Origin of the sequence: Marinobacter sp. ST-43 (assembly GCF_030541085.1) — a bacterium.
In the GTDB taxonomy this organism is placed as follows: domain Bacteria; phylum Pseudomonadota; class Gammaproteobacteria; order Pseudomonadales; family Oleiphilaceae; genus Marinobacter; species Marinobacter nauticus.
This window is the reverse complement of record NZ_JASSVO010000004.1, coordinates 117,056-133,340: the sequence shown is the minus strand read 5'-3', so window position 1 is coordinate 133,340 and position 16,285 is coordinate 117,056. Positions and strand designations below refer to the sequence as shown.

Here is a 16,285-nt window from a genome sequence, read left to right as displayed (position 1 = left end):
CGGCCTCAGGGATTGGTGACCTTGTCACCCACCGAGAGGGGCCGCGTTGCCTGCAGCACCAGACCGTAGCTCATTTTCTCATAGGCCTGGAACACCATCAGCAGGCCAGCCCGCTCAGACGGCAATTCAATGGTTTCGCCGGTGACCGGGTCACGAACCATGTTGCCCGCCTTCAGCACCGCCAGCACATTACCGGGCGCCAGGCCTTCGCGCTCACCACGGTTAATGGCGACCACATCGTACTGACCGATCTGGCTGACACCGCCATCGACAGAAATCATCTTGCCTTCGATCTCACTATCCGGCGAGCTGGGCACGAAGCTGGTGGTCAGCCGGCGATCTTCATTCACCAGCAACCGGTCGCCAATACGCACTTCTTCACTGGACTTGGTAATGCCTACGGTCAGCACATCACCGTTTTCGGCATTAACGTTACCGCGGGCAATGCTCCGGGCTTCCAGGCCAAGGAACTCGCCGGTGTCCGGATCCACAAATTCCTTGCTGCGACGGAAAATACCCACGCGATCGGCCGGCTTCTCGCCGCGAGCGTAAATACGGTCACCGGCACCGGTGATGATGCGTCCGTCCTCACCTTCAAGCACATAGGGCGCACCGTTAATTTCTTCCGGGCTGACAATACGGGTTTCGGTCAGGAAACTGGCGATGGCATCCAGGGGGATGGCCGGTATTGGTGTGTCGATGGCCTCGGAACGAACCTGGGGCGAGAGCTTCACCACATCGCTGGTCGCGACCTTGGTAATCCGGGGTTTGCCATCGATGTACACCAGTGCCAGGCGGTCACCGGGATAGATCAGGTGTGGGTTGGCAACCTGCGGGTTCACGTGCCAGATTTCCGGCCAGTACCACGGGTTGTTCAGGAATCGCGCTGAAATGTCCCAGAGGGTGTCCCCTTTGACGACAGTGTAACGCTCAGGATGATCAGACCTCAGCTCCGGCTGTGCCTGGGCCCAGGAGGTAAACAGCAGCGCAGAGGCTGCCAGAGCGTACAACAGTTTCCTCATTGTTTATGTCCTTGATCGCGTGCCTTGAATCTTTGCGTTCGGTAATGTCGCCGCAGAATCCCCGCAGCATATTACGTTGTTATTCCCGTTACTATAGAAGAAGTCCCGGAATTTGTGATGTTATCTTTTGTTCTTCGAGTGATTTCTGCAGCCATCGAAGCGCATTCGTGAAAGATTTTAACTATGAACTGATCAGTTTGTACTCAATCGGCGAATTATTGGATAATAGGCACCGTCAGGCGGACGTTATTACCTTGAACCCGGGAACTCTGCCAGCATTAACGGTTCATACTGTCGGAATCTCTGGATTCATCATAGGCAGACCAAGAAAATTTGCGCAGTACGCTGTCGCATTTCGGCAATCGGTTTCACAGCGTTACAAATGGTAAAATTCTGCGCTGGGCAGCCCGTAAAACAGGCTGACATTAGAGATTGCCCGATACACACAGGCCAGAAGCAAGAGCATTATGATTCGAGAAATTCTTGAGTATCCGGACCCACGACTTCGCACCATCGCCAAGCCGGTGGAGGAAGTGACCGATGACATCCGTACGCTGATCGACGACATGTTCGAGACCATGTACGATGCCCGCGGCATTGGCCTGGCCGCGACCCAGGTGGATGTGCACAAGCAGATCATCGTAATGGATCTGTCCGAAGATAAAACCGAGCCGCGGGTGTTCATCAACCCGAAAGTGGAAGTGCTGGATGGCGAGCTCGAAGCCATGCAGGAAGGCTGCCTGTCGGTACCGGGGTTCTATGAAGATGTGAAGCGCATCGAGCACTGCCGGATTACCGCCAAGGATCGCGACGGCAAGGAGTTTGTCCTGGAGGCTGAAGGCCTGCTGGCAGTTTGCATCCAGCATGAAATGGACCACCTGAATGGCAAGCTGTTTGTCGATTACCTGAGCCAGCTCAAACGTAATCGCATTCGCAAGAAGCTGGAAAAGCTGCACAAGCAGAGCGCCTGAGGCGCTGCCAGCATAGACCGAATTCAGGACCGGGTTACGACCCGGTTTTTTCGTATCAACGACACAGAGAAGCAACCAACGTGCGCATTGTGTTTGCCGGCACGCCGGATTTCGCCGCCACCGCCCTGAAAACCCTGCTGAATGCCGGTTACGACATCGTCGGCGTTTACACCCAGCCTGATCGCCCCGCCGGCCGCGGCCGCAAACTGATGCCCAGCCCGGTTAAACAGGTGGCACTGGATACTGGTATTCCCGTGTATCAACCGGTCAGTCTGAAGCCAGAAGAGGCCCAACAGGAACTGGCGTCACTGCAACCGGATGTGATGATCGTGGCTGCCTATGGCCTGATTCTGCCCAAGGCAGTGCTGAACATACCAACCCATGGCTGCCTGAACATTCACGCCTCCCTGCTGCCGCGATGGCGTGGCGCCGCCCCTATCCAGCGGGCGATTGCCGCCGGCGATGCCGAAACCGGAATCACCATCATGCAGATGGACGAGGGCCTGGATACCGGCGACATGTTGCTGAAACTGGACACCCCCATCAGCGCCGACGATACCGGCGGCAGCCTGCATGACCGGCTGGCCGAGATGGGCGGCAAGGCTATTGTGCAGGCCATGGAGCGGCTGGCCAAGGGCGATCTGACCGGCGAAGTCCAGAATGAGGCAGAGGCCAACTACGCCCATAAGCTGTCGAAGGAAGAGGGCCACATCGACTGGAGCCGAAGCGCGCAGGAAATCGAACGACTGATTCGCGCGTTCAACCCCTGGCCCGGTACCTTTACCGATCTTGGCGAGCAACGTATCCGTATTCATCAGGCCAGCGCCCTGAAGCAGGGCAGCGACAAGGGTCCCGGTACCGTGATTGCCCGGGAGCGGGACGGTGTAGACGTTGCCTGCGGCACCGGCACGCTCAGAATCACTTCCGCGCAGTTACCAGGCAGCAAGGCCCAGAGCATCAACGATCTGATCAACGGTGGTAAGCAGGTATTGCTGCCCGGCCAGGAGCTGAACTGACCATGGCCTACCAGCCCCTGCCATTCCGCGCCATTGCCGCCAACGTATTGCTGGCGGTGGAACAGGGCCAGTCGTTATCCCAATGCCTGCCCCCCGCCCTGAACCAGTTACCACCGGAACAACGGCCACAGCTGCAAGCTATCTGTTATGGCACCTGCCGCTGGTTTCACCGACTTGAGAGCGAGCTGAACCAGCGCCTGAAAAAGCCCCTGCGCAAGCCGGACCGGATCATTCACCACCTGATGCTGGTGGCCCTGTTCCAGTTGCGTTACAGCGAACAGGCCACCTACGCGGTACTGAACGAAACCGTGGAGGCTTGCCGGGCACTGGACAAGCCCCACCTGACCGGTCTGGTCAACGGAGTGCTGCGGGCCGCCGAAAGGGAAGGGGCGCCAGCGCCGAAAGACGATAGTGGCCGCTTCAGTCATCCGGTGTGGATGGTGGAGAAGCTTCGCCACAACTGGCCGGACGATTGGCAGGCCATCCTTGAAGCCAACAACCAGCAGGCACCCATGACCCTGCGGGTCAATGCCCTGCGCTTCAAACGCGACGAGTACCTGAACCTGTTGTCGGAAGCCGGCATCGAGGCCCACGCCACGCGCTTTGCCCCCAGCGGCATCCAGCTCCAACGGCCGGTGCCGGTGGACCGACTGCCCTGGTTCGAGGACGGCGCGGTCAGTGTTCAGGATGAAGCCGCCCAATTGTGTACGACTCTAATGGATCTGCAGCCAGGCCAGCGGGTACTGGATGCCTGCGCCGCGCCCGGAGGCAAGAGCTGCGCCATCCTTGAAGCCTGTGGCGAACTGGACGAAGTGGTGGCCATCGACGAATCCGCCGAGCGCCTGCCCCGGGTCCAGGAAAACCTGGACCGGCTCGACCTGCACGCCACCCTGACCCAGGCCGATGCCGCCGATATCGACAGCTGGTGGGACGGCACGCCCTTCGACCGCATCCTGCTGGACGTTCCCTGCAGCGCTACCGGCGTGATCCGCCGGCACCCGGACATCAAACTGTTGCGCCGGGAGTCCGACATCGTGCCTCTGGCCAGTATCCAGCTTGGCCTGCTGGAGGCCATGTGGTCTATCCTGAAGCCCGGTGGGCGACTGGTGTATGCCACCTGTTCGGTGTTTCCACAGGAGAACCACCGTATAATCCAGCGGTTCCTGAAGCAGCAGAATCAGGCAACGCTGAAGACCATCGACGCAGACTGGGGCCGGGACATGAACACCGGGCGTCAGCTGTTCCCAGACCCGGACAGCCATGACGGCTTTTTCTACGCCGTGCTGGAGAAACCTGAACCATGAAAATCCTGATTCTCGGCGCCGGCCAGGTCGGCGGCACCCTGGCGGAAAACCTGGCAAACGAAGCCAACGACATCACCGTGGTGGACAACGACAGCGCCCGCCTTCGCGAACTGCAGGACCGGCTCGACATCCGCACCATGCATGGCCGCGCCTCCTATCCCACGGTATTGCGACAGGCCGGTGCCGAAGATGCCGACATGATCATCGCGGTAACCAACAGCGATGAAACCAACATGGTGGCGTGCCAGGTCTCCAAGCTGCTGTACAAGACCCCCACTACCATCTGCCGTGTGCGTGCCGGCGCCTATCTGGCCAAGCCGGAACTGTTCTACAACCGGGATACGGTCAAGGACCTGGACAGCCTGAGAGGCTTCCCCCTGGACGTTCTGATCAGTCCCGAACATCTGGTAACCCAGCACATTACCCGGCTGATTGAATACCCCGGTGCCCTGCAGGTACTGGAGTTCTCCAAGGGCCTGACCCGACTGGTCGCCATTCGCGCCACCGAGGGCGGCCCACTGGTGGGGCACGAACTGTCCTACCTTCGCACCCACATGCCCAAGATCGATACCCGGGTGGCGGCGATTTTCCGCAAGGACCGGGCGATCATGCCCCAGGGCGATACCGTAATTGAAGACGGCGACGAGGTGTTCTTTATCGCCGCCGCCGACCATATCCGCTCGGTGATGAGCGAACTGCAACCGCTGGAGAAGCCCTACAAACGCATCTTCATCTGCGGCGGTGGCAACATCGGCTACCGGCTGGCCAACACCCTGGAAGACCGCTATCAGGTGAAACTCCTGGAACGGGACCATGAACGCTGCGTGATGCTGTCCGAGCGCCTGCGCAAGACCGTGGTACTGGAAGGTAATGCAGCCAACAAGGACATCCTGCTGGAAGAGAACATCGAGAATACCGATGTGTTCTGCGCCGTCACCAACGACGACGAAGCCAACATCATGGCCTCGTTGCTGGCCAAGCGACTGGGTGCCCGCAAGGTCCTGACCCTGATCAACAACCCCGATTACGTGGACCTGATCCAGGGCGGCGATATCGACGTGGCCATCTCACCCCAGCAGACCACCATCGGCAGCCTGCTTACCCACGTGCGCCGTGGTGATGTGGTGAACGTGCACGCCCTGCGCCGGGGCGCGGCCGAAGCCATTGAGGCCATCGCCCACGGCGACCACCGTTCCTCCAAGGTGGTTGGCAAACGCCTGGACGAAATCAATCTGCCATCCGGAACGACCATTGGTGCCATTGTCCGGCACAACGAAGTGCTCATCGCCCACGACCACCTTCGGGTGCAACCAGACGACCACGTGATCCTGTTCCTGGTGGACAAGTCGCGCATACGGGACGTCGAGAAACTGTTCCAGGTGGGCCTCACGTTCTTCTGATTGATCTCAGGCAAAACAACACCCTGGCTGGCACTTAGAAATGCGGCGCCGGCCAGCGTATAATGCGCGTTTTCAAATTTTCGGAGTGCCCCGGAACCGGGGCCCACACACAGACTGACCAGCAGGCAAACGTCGTGACAGACAAGGCAACCAACAACTCCGCGCCGGACATCAAGACCTTCCAGGGTCTGATCCTGGCATTGCAGAATTTCTGGGCGCAGCACGGCTGCGTGGTTCTCCAGCCCCTGGATATGGAAGTGGGCGCCGGTACCTTCCACCCGGCCACCTTCCTGCGATCCATCGGTCCGGAAACCTGGAACTCCGCCTACGTCCAGCCCAGCCGCCGCCCCACCGACGGCCGTTACGGCGAGAACCCCAACCGCCTGCAGCACTACTACCAGTTCCAGGTGGTTCTGAAGCCGTCTCCGGACAACATTCAGGAGCTGTACCTGGATTCTCTGCGCGCCCTGGGCCTGGACCCGTTGGTGCACGACATCCGCTTTGTCGAAGACAACTGGGAATCGCCGACCCTGGGCGCCTGGGGCCTGGGCTGGGAAATCTGGCTGAACGGTATGGAAGTGACCCAGTTCACTTACTTCCAGCAGGTAGGCGGCCTGGAATGCTATCCGGTCACCGGCGAGCTGACCTACGGCCTTGAGCGTATCGCCATGTACCTGCAGGGTGTGGACAGCGTGTATGACCTGGTCTGGACCAATGGCCCGGATGGCGTGGTTACCTACGGCGACGTGTTCCATCAGCAAGAGGTGGAAATGTCCACCTACAACTTCGAACATGCCGACACCGAGTTCCTGTTCCACAGCTTCGATGTCTATGAGCGGGAAAGCGCCCGCCTGATCGACGCAGGTCTGCCACTGCCGGCCTATGAGCAGGTGCTCAAGGCCTCCCACACATTCAACCTGCTGGACGCCCGTCACGCCATCTCCGTGACCGAGCGCCAGCGTTTCATCCTGCGTGTACGTACCCTGGCTCGCTCCGTGGCCCAGGCCTACTTCGAGAGCCGTCGCAAGCTGGGCTTCCCGCTGGCCCCGGAACACCTCCGCAAGGAAGTGCTGGCCGCCGCTGAAGCCGCCGACGCCAAGGCCAGTAAAAAGGGCAAGAAAGCCAACAAGGCACCGCAGGAACAGGGGAACGCATAATCATGGCAACTCAGGATTTTCTGGTCGAACTGGGCACCGAGGAGCTGCCTCCGAAAGCTCTCAAGCCCCTCTCTGACGCTTTCACCCAGGGCATTGTCAAAGGCCTGGAAGAAGCCGGCGTAGCCTTTGGTGCGGTGGAAAGCTTCGCAGCACCCCGTCGTCTGGCGGTACGTATCCGGGACCTGGCCGATGCCCAGCCGGACAAATCGGTCGAGAAGCGCGGCCCGGCCGTGAAAGCAGCGTTTGATGATTCCGGTAACCCCACCCGGGCGTTGACCGGCTTCGCCACCTCCCTGGGGATTACCCCGGATCAGCTCGACACCATGGAGACCGACAAGGGTGCCTGGCTGGTGTACCGTACCGTTGAGAAGGGCAAGCCCACCGTAGAACTGATGCCGGATCTGGTGGACAAATCCCTGGCCGCCCTGCCCATTCCCAAACGCATGCGCTGGGGTGCCTGGAAGACGGAATTCGTGCGCCCGGTACACTGGCTGATTCTGTTGTACGGCAACAAGGTGATTGAAGCACCGGTGATGAACCTCAAGCCCGGCAACAAGACCCGTGGCCACCGGTTCCACTGCCCGAAAGAGCTGATTGTGCCCACCCCGGCCGACTACGAAGTGGTGCTCAAGCAGGAAGGCTACGTACTGGCAGACTTCGCCGAGCGTCGTGAGCAGATCCGCGCCGGCGTGGCCGCGCTGGCGGAGAAAGAAGCCGGCGGCAAGGCCGTAATCGACGAAGACCTGCTGGACGAAGTGACTGCCCTGAACGAATGGCCGGTACCATTGATGGGGCGCTTCGAGGAGCGCTTCCTGGATGTACCGGCCGAAGCCCTGATTTCCTCCATGAAGGAGCATCAGAAGTACTTCCACGTAGTGGATGCCGGCGGGAAGATGCTGCCGCTGTTTATCACCGTGGCCAACCTGGAGAGTAAAGACCCGGCCCAGGTGATTTCCGGTAACGAGAAAGTGATTCGCCCGCGCTTGTCCGACGCCGCCTTCTTCTACGACACCGACCGCAAGACCAGGCTGGAAGACCGCATCGAGGCACTCAAGCCCATCGTGTTCCAGGACAAGCTGGGCAGCATCTACGACAAATCTGTACGGGTAGCAGCCCTGGCCAAAAAGATTGCCGAAGCCATCAACAGCGACCCGGCCCTGGCCGAGCGTGCTGCCATGCTGGCCAAGACCGATCTGGTCACCGAAATGGTGCTGGAGTTCACCGACCTGCAGGGCATTATGGGCCAGTACTACGCCGCCAACGACGGCGAACATGCCGATGTCGCCAAGGCCCTGAACGAGCAGTACATGCCGCGCTTTGCCGGCGACGACCTGCCCACCACCCTGACCGGTTGTGCGGTGGCCATTGCTGACCGCATCGATTCCCTGGTCGGCCTGTTCGGCATCAACCAGCCGCCGTCCGGTACCCGGGACCCGTTCGCTCTGCGCCGTGCTTCTCTCGGTGTGCTGCGCATCATCATCGAACGTGAACTGCCACTCGACCTGCAGACGGTCTGCGAGTGGGCGGAAGAAAACTTCTCCGTGCTGACCGAGAAGAACACCGCCAGCACCGTGGTGGACTACATGCTGGAGCGTTTCCGTGCCCACTATGATGAGCAGGGCATCGGCGCCGAAGTGTACCTGGCGGTGCACGCCCGCCGCCCGACCCGCCCGCTGGACTTCGACCGCCGGGTAAAAGCCGTGGAAGCCTTCCGCCAGCTGCCAGAGGCCCAGGCCCTGGCCGGCGCCAACAAGCGGGTTTCCAACATCCTCACCAAACAGGGTGGTGACCGCATCGGCGAGACCGTAGACACCGCGCTGTTGCAGGATGCTGCCGAGAAAACTCTGGCGGCGAAGGTGGAAGAGCAGGCACAGCAAGTACTGCCGATGTTCGAGCAGGGTGACTACGCCAGTGCGCTGACATCGCTGGCCAGCCTGCGTGAGCCGGTAGACACCTTCTTTGATGAAGTGATGGTGATGGCCGACGACGAAGCCGTGCGCAACAATCGTCTGGCACTGTTGAACCGCCTGCGCAACCTGTTCCTGCGGGTTGCCGACATCTCCCTGCTGCCCACAGCAGGCTGAGGCACACAGGCCGCTGGTTCACAATAAACCAGCCGCCTGCCTATCCTGCTTTTCCACTCAGCTGCGCCAGAAGTCCGGCGACAACATCACAAACACACTCAACAGCTCCAACCGGCCCAGAATCATGGCGCCCATCAGAACCCATTTGGCCGCATCCGGCAAGGTCTGGAAATTGCCTGCCGGGCCGATGGTATCGCCCAGTCCTGGCCCGACATTCGTCAAAGCCGTAGCGGCTCCGGAAAGACTGGTCACCAGATCCAGCCCCAGCGCCCCCAGAATCGCCGTCACCAGCGCCAGCGTCGCCAGAAAAATGAAAGAGAAGGCGACACTGGAGGCCACGATATCGTCACCAATCACCCGCCCGTTGTAGTTGCGGGCAAACACCGCGTGAGGGTGCAGCAAACGACGTACCTGCTCCCTGAGCAATAGCATGGACAGCTGGAACCGGAAGATTTTCATGCCGCCAGACGTGGACCCGGAACACCCGCCGACAAAGGTAATGAACAGGAATACCACCACCGCAAACGGGCCCCACAAAGAGTAATCCGTGGAGGCGAAGCCGGTTGTGGTTACCACAGACGTGACATTGAACAGCGCTGAAACAAAGGTCTCAAACGGATCTACCGGCTCCCTCAGAACCCGGTAAATGGTCAGCAACGCAGCGACAATCACCAGGAACCGGAGAAAGAAACGAACCTGCTGATCCCGCAACAGTGGCTGTCGCTGTCCGTGAATAAACCGTACAAACAGAAAGAACGGCATGGCGCCCATGGCCATGAAAACCGTCGACGCCAGTAGAATGGACGGCGAATCAAACTGCCCCATGGAGCTGTCCGAGGTGGAATAGCCCCCGGTCGATACTGTAGTCAACGCGTGATTCAGCGCCTGAAAGAAACTCATCCCCAGCAGCCAGTAGGTGAGCACGCAACCGAGCGTCAAGCCCAGATAGATGAGTACCAGGCTGCGGGCCAGGTGGCTGGTGCGGGGCACCGCTTTCTCGTTCCATTCGGACGATTCGGTCGCAAACAGCCGCATACCGCCAATCCGGAGAAACGGCAGGATGGCAACCGCCATACCGATGATCCCGATACCGCCCATCCATTGCATGATCGAACGCCAGAGCAGAATGTCGTCCGGCAGATGATCCAGGCCGGTAAGAACGGTGGAACCCGTAGTGGTCACGCCGGAAATGCTCTCAAAGAAAGCATCGGTCATGCTCAGCTTCATGTCACTCAGCAGCAGCGGCAAACTGGAGAATAACGGAATCACAACCCACGCCGACACCGTCAGCATGAACATCTGCTGCTGGCGTAGCGCGTGTTTCCGCCGCCCCGCCAAAGCCAGAGCCGCGGCACCAATGCTGAAACAGACCACCGAGGATTTCACGAACGCCAGCCAATCCGGCGTATCACCGAATACCAGCAGGTTAACCGGAAGGGTCATGAGGAAACTGAGCAGGATGAGCAGAAAACCGAGGATCTGAACAATGGGGATAATGTTCACAGGGCAGGGGGCTCCGATGTCCGGACACAGGCCAGTCGCAACGCCTTACAAGGCAAGGCGGCATCCACGCCGCTGTTATACGCCCATTCAACCGGGTTTACCACTGCCAGGGCGAGGCTTCTGCTTGCCACCGATCCGGACAATCCACGACAGAATTTTTGAATTCCAGCCCGGGGAAGGGGTAGCAAAACCGCCGCCAATGCGTATAATACCGGCCGTTGATCGGCGTGTGGCGCAGCTTGGTAGCGCACTTCGTTCGGGACGAAGGGGTCGCAGGTTCGAATCCTGCCACGCCGACCACTTTCCCTTCTTGATTTATCTTTCCCTATTTCAGTTTTCCAATAATATTTCATTCTGGGTTGTTACACCCCAGCCCAATGAATTTCTGTATCCTTAGTCAATCTGCTCATGATTAAAGGGGTGTTTTGATGAATGAGGCGATCGCCCGGCTGCGTCAATTCCGGGATGACAGAGACTGGAAGCAGTTCCACAACCCGAAAGATCTATCGCTGGCCCTGAGTATCGAGGCTTCGGAACTGCTGGAGTTATTTCTATGGAAATCTCCCGAACAGGCCGATGTCAGCAAAGTAAAAGAAGAACTCGCCGATGTGATTGCCTATGCGTTACTGCTGGCAGACAGCTATGAGCTGGATGTGGAGCAGATTGTGCTCGACAAGATTGCCCTGAACGAAAAGAAATACCCGGTCAGCAAAGCCAGGGGAACCGCGAAGAAGTACACCGAGCTATGAGCCAATCGCCGATGGCTGAGATTCAGCGCTACCCCTTCAGCAAGGACGCCCTGAACGATTTGCGCGACAATGCCTTTGCTGCGGGTAACTGGCCCTTGGTCTACGTACTCAGTGACGAAAAGCACGGGCGTGCCTACATCGGCGAAACCACCGACACGCTCACCCGCATGAGCACCCACCTCAAACACGACGAAAAGCAGCTGCTGACCGCGGTTCACCTGATCACCAGCGAGTATTTCAACAAATCCGCAACGCTGGATGTGGAATCCCTGCTGATCAAGTACATGGCCGCCGATGGCAAGTACACCCTGCTCAACGGCAACCTGGGGCTGGCCGACCACAACTATTACCAGCGCAGCGCCTTGTATGAAGAAGTCTTCCGGGAAGTCTGGAACCGGTTAATAGCCAAGGGCGTTGTGTCCCGCACCCTGGACCACCTTGATAACTCCGATGTCTTCAAATACTCGCCCTACAAATCCCTGTCCTTCGATCAGCGTCAGGGACTTCTCACCATACTGCATGAACTGACCAACCCCGGTGTCCAGAATATTGTGGTGGAAGGGGGAGCCGGAACCGGCAAGTCGGTCCTGGCCATTTTTCTGTTCAAACTACTAACCTCCGAAGATCACCAGATCAGCCTGCGGGAATTTTCCGACGAGGAGGCTGAGATCCACGCTCTGCTAAAACCCCTCAGAGAAACACTGCCCAAACCCAAAATGGCGCTGGTGGTGCCCATGACCTCCTTCCGAACCACCCTGAAGAATGCGTTCAAGCACGTTGCCGGGCTTAGCTCCGACATGGTGATCAGCCCGTCCGAGCTGACCAAACAGCGCTACGATATTGTTCTGGTTGACGAATCCCACCGTCTGCGCAAGCGCAAGAATCTGGGTGCCTATTTCGGCAGTTTCGACAAAGCCTGTCAGGCTCTGGATATGGACAAGCATACCTGCAGCGAAGTGGACTGGGTGTGCCAGCAAGCCAACAAGGCGATTTTCTTCTACGACGAAGGCCAGTCCATCAAACCCTCCGACGCCGATGTCGAAGTGTTCCAGCTCCTTAAAGCTGCCAAGGGCTCGGTGACCCACCGGTTACTCTCCCAGTTCCGGGTCAAGGCCGGGCAACCCTATGTGGAGTTTGTGGATAAGTTACTGAAAGGCGGTGTTGATGACGGCGTGGTGTTCACCGCCAAAAACTACGAATTTGAAGTATTTGATTCGCTCAGTGACATGGTCAGTACAATTCACGAGAAAGAGCAGCAGGTCGGACTGTCCAGACTGATCGCCGGCTACTCCTGGCCCTGGGCCTCGAAGAAGGATTGTGAGGCCTACGACATCGTGATCGATGACGTTCAGCTCCGCTGGAACAGCACCAATACCGACTGGATCAACAAGGCAGGATCGCACCGGGAAGTCGGCTGCATTCACACCACCCAGGGTTACGACCTGAACTACGCCGGCATTATCTTCGGCGAGGAGATCCGGTACGACCCGGAAAGCCAAGTCATTGTCATAGAGAAAGGCAACTACCACGACCGCACCGGCGGCCAGGGCATCAAAGACCCAGAAGAACTGAAGCAGTACATCATCAACATCTACCGTACCATCATGCTCCGAGGTATTCGCGGCACTTTTGTCTACGCATGTGATGATGCGCTAAGGGATTACCTGAAACAGCACATTCCCGTTCATAGTTCTGGCCAACCAGAGCCTGAAAACACCAACGTGGTGGAGCTTGAACCTTACGTAAACGCTGTGCCGCTGTTCGATCTGCAAGCGGCTGCGGGAGGGTTCGGAGAACTTAGTGAGGTTAGCGAGCTTGACCCCAATAGGCACTTAGACTGGGTTGCTGTGCCCGAAGGAGTCCGGGTGCGCAAAGACATGTTTGCCTGCCGGGTGTTCGGCGAATCCATGAACCGGGTTATTCCGAATGGTGCCGTGTGCCTGTTCCGAACCGACCGTGGTGGTTCCAGAAACGGGAAGACCGTACTGGTTGAATGTATCGACAGTGTTGATGCCGAGTCAGGTTCACGCTACACCGTGAAAGTCTATGAAAGCTATAAGGTTGATGACGAACAAGGCTGGCGTCATACCCGTATTCAACTGAGCCCCAACTCTTACGATGACAATTTTCAGCCCCTTGAGCTGACAGATGAAGAAGCACTTAAATATCGGGTGGTTGGGGAATTTGTTGGCGTCATTGATGATTAGCATTCAACTCGATGGTGTTTGACAACCCAACTCCGCCATATCAGACTTCAAATCACATCCGCCCCTTGGCAGTAAGCCTCCCTCAACTATCCCGAGGGTGTGCCGAGCCCTTGGGGCTTTTTCTTTTTTTGAGTATTCCGGAACGCCACAATGACCACGGCAAACATCAACACAGACATGTTGACCTGGGCGCGGGAGCGCTCTGGTATCTCTGTGCCTGATTTTGCCCGGCGCTGCGGTATTTCTGAGGAGCGACTTCGGGAATGGGAGTCCGGCGAACGAAAACTGACGTTCAACCAGGCAATGCGATTCGCTGAAAAAGCGCATGTGCCGTTTGGCTATCTGTTCTTGGCAAAGCCACCTGAGGAAGTCTTACCCATTCCGGACCTGCGCACCCTCGAAGGCCAAGGTGTACAGCGCCCGAGCGCAGAATTGCTAGACCTGGTCAAACTGATGATGCAACGCCAGGAATGGTACCGGGAGTACCTTCAACAGCATTTTGCCGAGGCCAACCCCTATGTCGGCCGCGCTTCCTATTCTGACTCCGTGGAGTCCATTGTCGAAGACATCCGCGCGTGCCTGGGTGTTGAGCCCCACCCAACCAGAGGTAAATGGGATGATTACTATCGGGATTTAGTCCAGCGTATTGAATCCTTGGGGATTCTCGTTATGCGTCAGGGTAATCTTGGGCACCATAGCCGTCCGCTCAACGTTGAGGAATTCCGTGGCTTTGCGATTGTTGATGAGTATGCTCCGATCATTTTTGTGAATCACAGCGACGCACTGGGTGCGCGCCTTTTCACACTGATTCATGAACTTTGCCATATCTGGATTGGCCAATCCGGGATCTCTGACGGCAACACCAACACCCATCGTCAGGAAGAGGTTCTGTGTAACGCTGTTGCTGCAGAATTTCTGGTGCCTGCCCAGGAGTTCAGGGCACTCTGGCAACAAGATTCTGAAAGCTGGGAAGACAACCTGCCGCCGCTTGAGGCTCATTTCCACGTAAGCACCTGGGCGCTAGCCAGGCGTGCTTTAACGCTCAATTTTATTTCCGAGCAAGAGTATGGCCGCTACATTTTTGAGCAGAAAATGCGCCACGAACAGCGGAAAGGAAGCGGTGGCCCGACTTACTACCAAACCAAAAAGGCACAGATTAGTCGCCAATTCTCCCAGGCCGTTGTCGGTGAAGCCTTGAGTGGCCAACTGTTGCTGCGGGCAGCAGGTGAACTTCTGGGTGGAATCAAACCGGGGAAAATTGAGACGTTCGCCAGGGAGTTAGGCGTTTGAGATATTTGCTGGATGCGAATACCTACATACAAGCCAAGAATCAATACTACGGCATGGATATCTGCCCCGCGTACTGGGACTGGCTGGACTTACAGTTCGAGCAAGGCCTGATCGGCAGTGTGGATATGATCGGCCGGGAGCTGCGGGACGGCAACGATGACCTGGCAGACTGGGTGCGAGAAAGACCTGGGCATTTCATCAGCAATGACGACGAAGCAACCCAAAGTGCCTTTGCCGCCATTGTGCAATCCGTCATGGAAGGTGATTACAACGCCGGTAATCGTGATAGTTTTCTGGCAAAAGCCGATCCCTGGATTATTGCTAAAGCACAATGCCTCGGGGCAACTGTCGTCACTCATGAATCGGTAGTTGCACCAAACGCCCGGAAGGTAAAAGTTCCAAATATATGTCAGCAGTTTGACGTTACCTGCATCAATACGTTTCAGTTCCTTCGAGAGTTAAATGCCCGATTTGTGCTGGGGACATAAGCAACTCAAACGGTTTCAGGCTTTGCCAGGCAGCCACCACGGTTAGCGCGACTGCTCCACCACAATCAACTCCCCAAGCTCAAACCCCTCCGCCTCGGCCCGGGCCTTGAACGCCTCCAGCACCTCGTCGCTCACCTCCGGCGTGCGCGACATCAGCCACAGGTAATCCCGGTTGTAGCTGGTCAGGTAAGCCGTGGTGTAGTCGTCATCCAGCCCGAACACCACGTAAGAGCCATAGAAAGGCCCGAAGAAGGACACTTTCAGGTGGCCCACATCACTGTCACCGACAAACTTTGCCCGGCCTTCGGCCTCTTCCCATTCGCCTTTTTCTTCGTTATAGCCCCTGTTGATAACTTTGACGCTACCGTCGTCGTTCAGGGTGTATTCGGCGGTAACCTGGCTCAGGCCCTCTTCGAACGAGTGATCCAACCGGGCGATCTCGTACCAGGTGCCCAGGTAGCGCCGCTGGTCAAAACCGGTCACCGGCTCAATGCCTTTGGGCACACCGGTGCAGCCCGTCATCAGAAACAGTAACACGATTACAGCCAATCCAGTCTTCATGACAAACTCCCAAAGAACAGTCGTGAACCAACGCAAAGCCACAGGCAAAGATCGTCAAACAGGTGTTAAGCTCTGAAACACCCTGGCGCTCGTATACCCAGCGCTAACCAACCAAGGAGTCGAATATGATCGGATACGTCACACTCGGAGTCAGCGATATGGGCCGGGCCAAGCAGTTCTACACGGATCTGCTGGCAGATCTGGGCGCCAAGGTGCTGATGGACATGGACCGAATTGCGTTTATTGGCAAGAGCATGGGAGCCCCCATGCTGGCCGTCTGCACCCCGTTCAACGGTGAACCTAACCATCCCGGCAACGGCAATATGGTGGCCATTCCGGCGGGCTCCAAAGAAGCCGTGGATAAGTTGTACCACAAGGCCATTGAACTGGGCGCCACCTGCGATGGCGAACCGGGGCAGCGTATTCCGGAGATGTTCTACGGCGCCTATGTGCGCGACCCGGATGGCAACAAGCTGGCGTTCTTCGAATTCGGCTAAGCGTCGACCGCCACCACCCCGGTTGGGTGGTGGCTT

At 57.9% G+C, this 16,285-nt stretch carries 14 protein-coding genes and 1 tRNA gene; 12 read left to right on the top strand and 3 right to left on the bottom strand.

The annotated features are described in order from the left end of the window. Window positions 1–5 precede the first annotated feature (5 nt). Window positions 6–1,022, bottom strand: a complete 1,017-nt coding sequence (locus QPL98_RS08165; protein ID WP_011783624.1) for a LysM peptidoglycan-binding domain-containing protein — start codon at window positions 1,020–1,022, stop codon at window positions 6–8. A 464-nt stretch (window positions 1,023–1,486) separates the two neighbouring features. Here QPL98_RS08165 and def point away from each other — a divergent pair, with 464 nt between their 5' ends. The 6 genes from def to glyS all read left to right on the top strand — a co-directional run bounded on the left by def (window position 1,487) and on the right by glyS (window position 8,954). After that, window positions 1,487–1,993 (top strand): peptide deformylase, encoded by a 507-nt coding sequence (gene def / locus QPL98_RS08160; protein ID WP_198324811.1) that lies wholly within the window; start codon window positions 1,487–1,489, stop codon window positions 1,991–1,993. Window positions 1,994–2,073: 80 nt separating this feature from the next. Continuing rightward, entirely contained in the window at window positions 2,074–3,009 is a 936-nt protein-coding gene (gene fmt / locus QPL98_RS08155; protein ID WP_011783622.1) for a methionyl-tRNA formyltransferase, read from the top strand. A 2-nt stretch (window positions 3,010–3,011) separates the two neighbouring features. Further along, window positions 3,012–4,313: a 16S rRNA (cytosine(967)-C(5))-methyltransferase RsmB gene (rsmB, locus tag QPL98_RS08150; RefSeq protein WP_141066715.1), complete on the top strand. Its 1,302-nt coding sequence runs from the start codon at window positions 3,012–3,014 to the stop codon at window positions 4,311–4,313. After that, entirely contained in the window at window positions 4,310–5,713 is a 1,404-nt protein-coding gene (trkA, locus tag QPL98_RS08145) for a Trk system potassium transporter TrkA (protein WP_014420019.1), read from the top strand. The genes rsmB and trkA overlap by 4 nt, the downstream gene beginning before the upstream one ends. 170 nt (window positions 5,714–5,883) lie before the next feature. Beyond that, window positions 5,884–6,870 (top strand): glycine--tRNA ligase subunit alpha, encoded by a 987-nt coding sequence (glyQ, locus tag QPL98_RS08140; RefSeq protein WP_227499603.1) that lies wholly within the window; start codon window positions 5,884–5,886, stop codon window positions 6,868–6,870. A 2-nt stretch (window positions 6,871–6,872) separates the two neighbouring features. Beyond that, complete coding sequence (glyS, locus tag QPL98_RS08135) at window positions 6,873–8,954, top strand: glycine--tRNA ligase subunit beta (RefSeq protein ID WP_141066714.1); 2,082 nt, start codon at window positions 6,873–6,875, stop codon at window positions 8,952–8,954. 57 nt (window positions 8,955–9,011) lie between these two features. Here the strand turns inward: glyS and QPL98_RS08130 are convergent, their stop codons facing one another. Beyond that, entirely contained in the window at window positions 9,012–10,457 is a 1,446-nt protein-coding gene (locus QPL98_RS08130; RefSeq protein WP_189383312.1) for a TrkH family potassium uptake protein, read from the bottom strand. A 223-nt stretch (window positions 10,458–10,680) separates the two neighbouring features. Between QPL98_RS08130 and QPL98_RS08125 the strand changes: the two genes are divergently transcribed. The 5 genes from QPL98_RS08125 (at window position 10,681) to QPL98_RS08105 (ending at window position 15,191) form a co-directional block, all read left to right on the top strand. Continuing rightward, a tRNA-Pro gene (locus QPL98_RS08125) sits at window positions 10,681–10,757 on the top strand. A gap of 128 nt (window positions 10,758–10,885) precedes the next feature. Further along, complete coding sequence (locus QPL98_RS08120; protein WP_141066713.1) at window positions 10,886–11,206, top strand: nucleotide pyrophosphohydrolase; 321 nt, start codon at window positions 10,886–10,888, stop codon at window positions 11,204–11,206. Between the two features lie 11 nt (window positions 11,207–11,217). Then, entirely contained in the window at window positions 11,218–13,413 is a 2,196-nt protein-coding gene (locus QPL98_RS08115; RefSeq protein WP_278351392.1) for a DNA/RNA helicase domain-containing protein, read from the top strand. 150 nt (window positions 13,414–13,563) lie between these two features. Next, window positions 13,564–14,703 (top strand): ImmA/IrrE family metallo-endopeptidase, encoded by a 1,140-nt coding sequence (locus tag QPL98_RS08110; protein ID WP_303293070.1) that lies wholly within the window; start codon window positions 13,564–13,566, stop codon window positions 14,701–14,703. Beyond that, window positions 14,700–15,191 carry a DUF4411 family protein gene (locus QPL98_RS08105; RefSeq protein ID WP_141066710.1) on the top strand — a complete coding sequence of 164 codons (492 nt, stop codon included), beginning with the start codon at window positions 14,700–14,702 and terminating at the stop codon, window positions 15,189–15,191. The genes QPL98_RS08110 and QPL98_RS08105 overlap by 4 nt, the downstream gene beginning before the upstream one ends. A gap of 42 nt (window positions 15,192–15,233) precedes the next feature. Here QPL98_RS08105 and QPL98_RS08100 read toward each other — a convergent pair whose 3' ends face one another. Continuing rightward, the gene (locus QPL98_RS08100; RefSeq protein ID WP_141066709.1) at window positions 15,234–15,752 is read right to left on the bottom strand and encodes a lipocalin family protein; all 519 of its coding nucleotides are present in this window, start codon (window positions 15,750–15,752) and stop codon (window positions 15,234–15,236) included. A 125-nt stretch (window positions 15,753–15,877) separates the two neighbouring features. Between QPL98_RS08100 and QPL98_RS08095 the strand changes: the two genes are divergently transcribed. Continuing rightward, entirely contained in the window at window positions 15,878–16,249 is a 372-nt protein-coding gene (locus tag QPL98_RS08095; RefSeq protein WP_141066708.1) for a VOC family protein, read from the top strand. The last annotated feature ends 36 nt before the right edge of the window (window positions 16,250–16,285 follow it).

What these genes read in the sequence shown, in the direction of transcription:
- QPL98_RS08165 (WP_011783624.1), bottom strand. Translation starts at nt 1,022, where the DNA reads ATGAGGAAACTGTTGTACGCTCTGGCAGCCTCTGCGCTGCTGTTTACC.
- rsmB (WP_141066715.1), top strand. Translation starts at nt 3,012, where the DNA reads ATGGCCTACCAGCCCCTGCCATTCCGCGCCATTGCCGCCAACGTATTG.
- trkA (WP_014420019.1), top strand. Translation starts at nt 4,310, where the DNA reads ATGAAAATCCTGATTCTCGGCGCCGGCCAGGTCGGCGGCACCCTGGCG.
- glyS (WP_141066714.1), top strand. Translation starts at nt 6,873, where the DNA reads ATGGCAACTCAGGATTTTCTGGTCGAACTGGGCACCGAGGAGCTGCCT.
- QPL98_RS08120 (WP_141066713.1), top strand. Translation starts at nt 10,886, where the DNA reads ATGAATGAGGCGATCGCCCGGCTGCGTCAATTCCGGGATGACAGAGAC.
- QPL98_RS08115 (WP_278351392.1), top strand. Translation starts at nt 11,218, where the DNA reads ATGGCTGAGATTCAGCGCTACCCCTTCAGCAAGGACGCCCTGAACGAT.
- QPL98_RS08110 (WP_303293070.1), top strand. Translation starts at nt 13,564, where the DNA reads ATGACCACGGCAAACATCAACACAGACATGTTGACCTGGGCGCGGGAG.
- QPL98_RS08100 (WP_141066709.1), bottom strand. Translation starts at nt 15,752, where the DNA reads ATGAAGACTGGATTGGCTGTAATCGTGTTACTGTTTCTGATGACGGGC.
- QPL98_RS08095 (WP_141066708.1), top strand. Translation starts at nt 15,878, where the DNA reads ATGATCGGATACGTCACACTCGGAGTCAGCGATATGGGCCGGGCCAAG.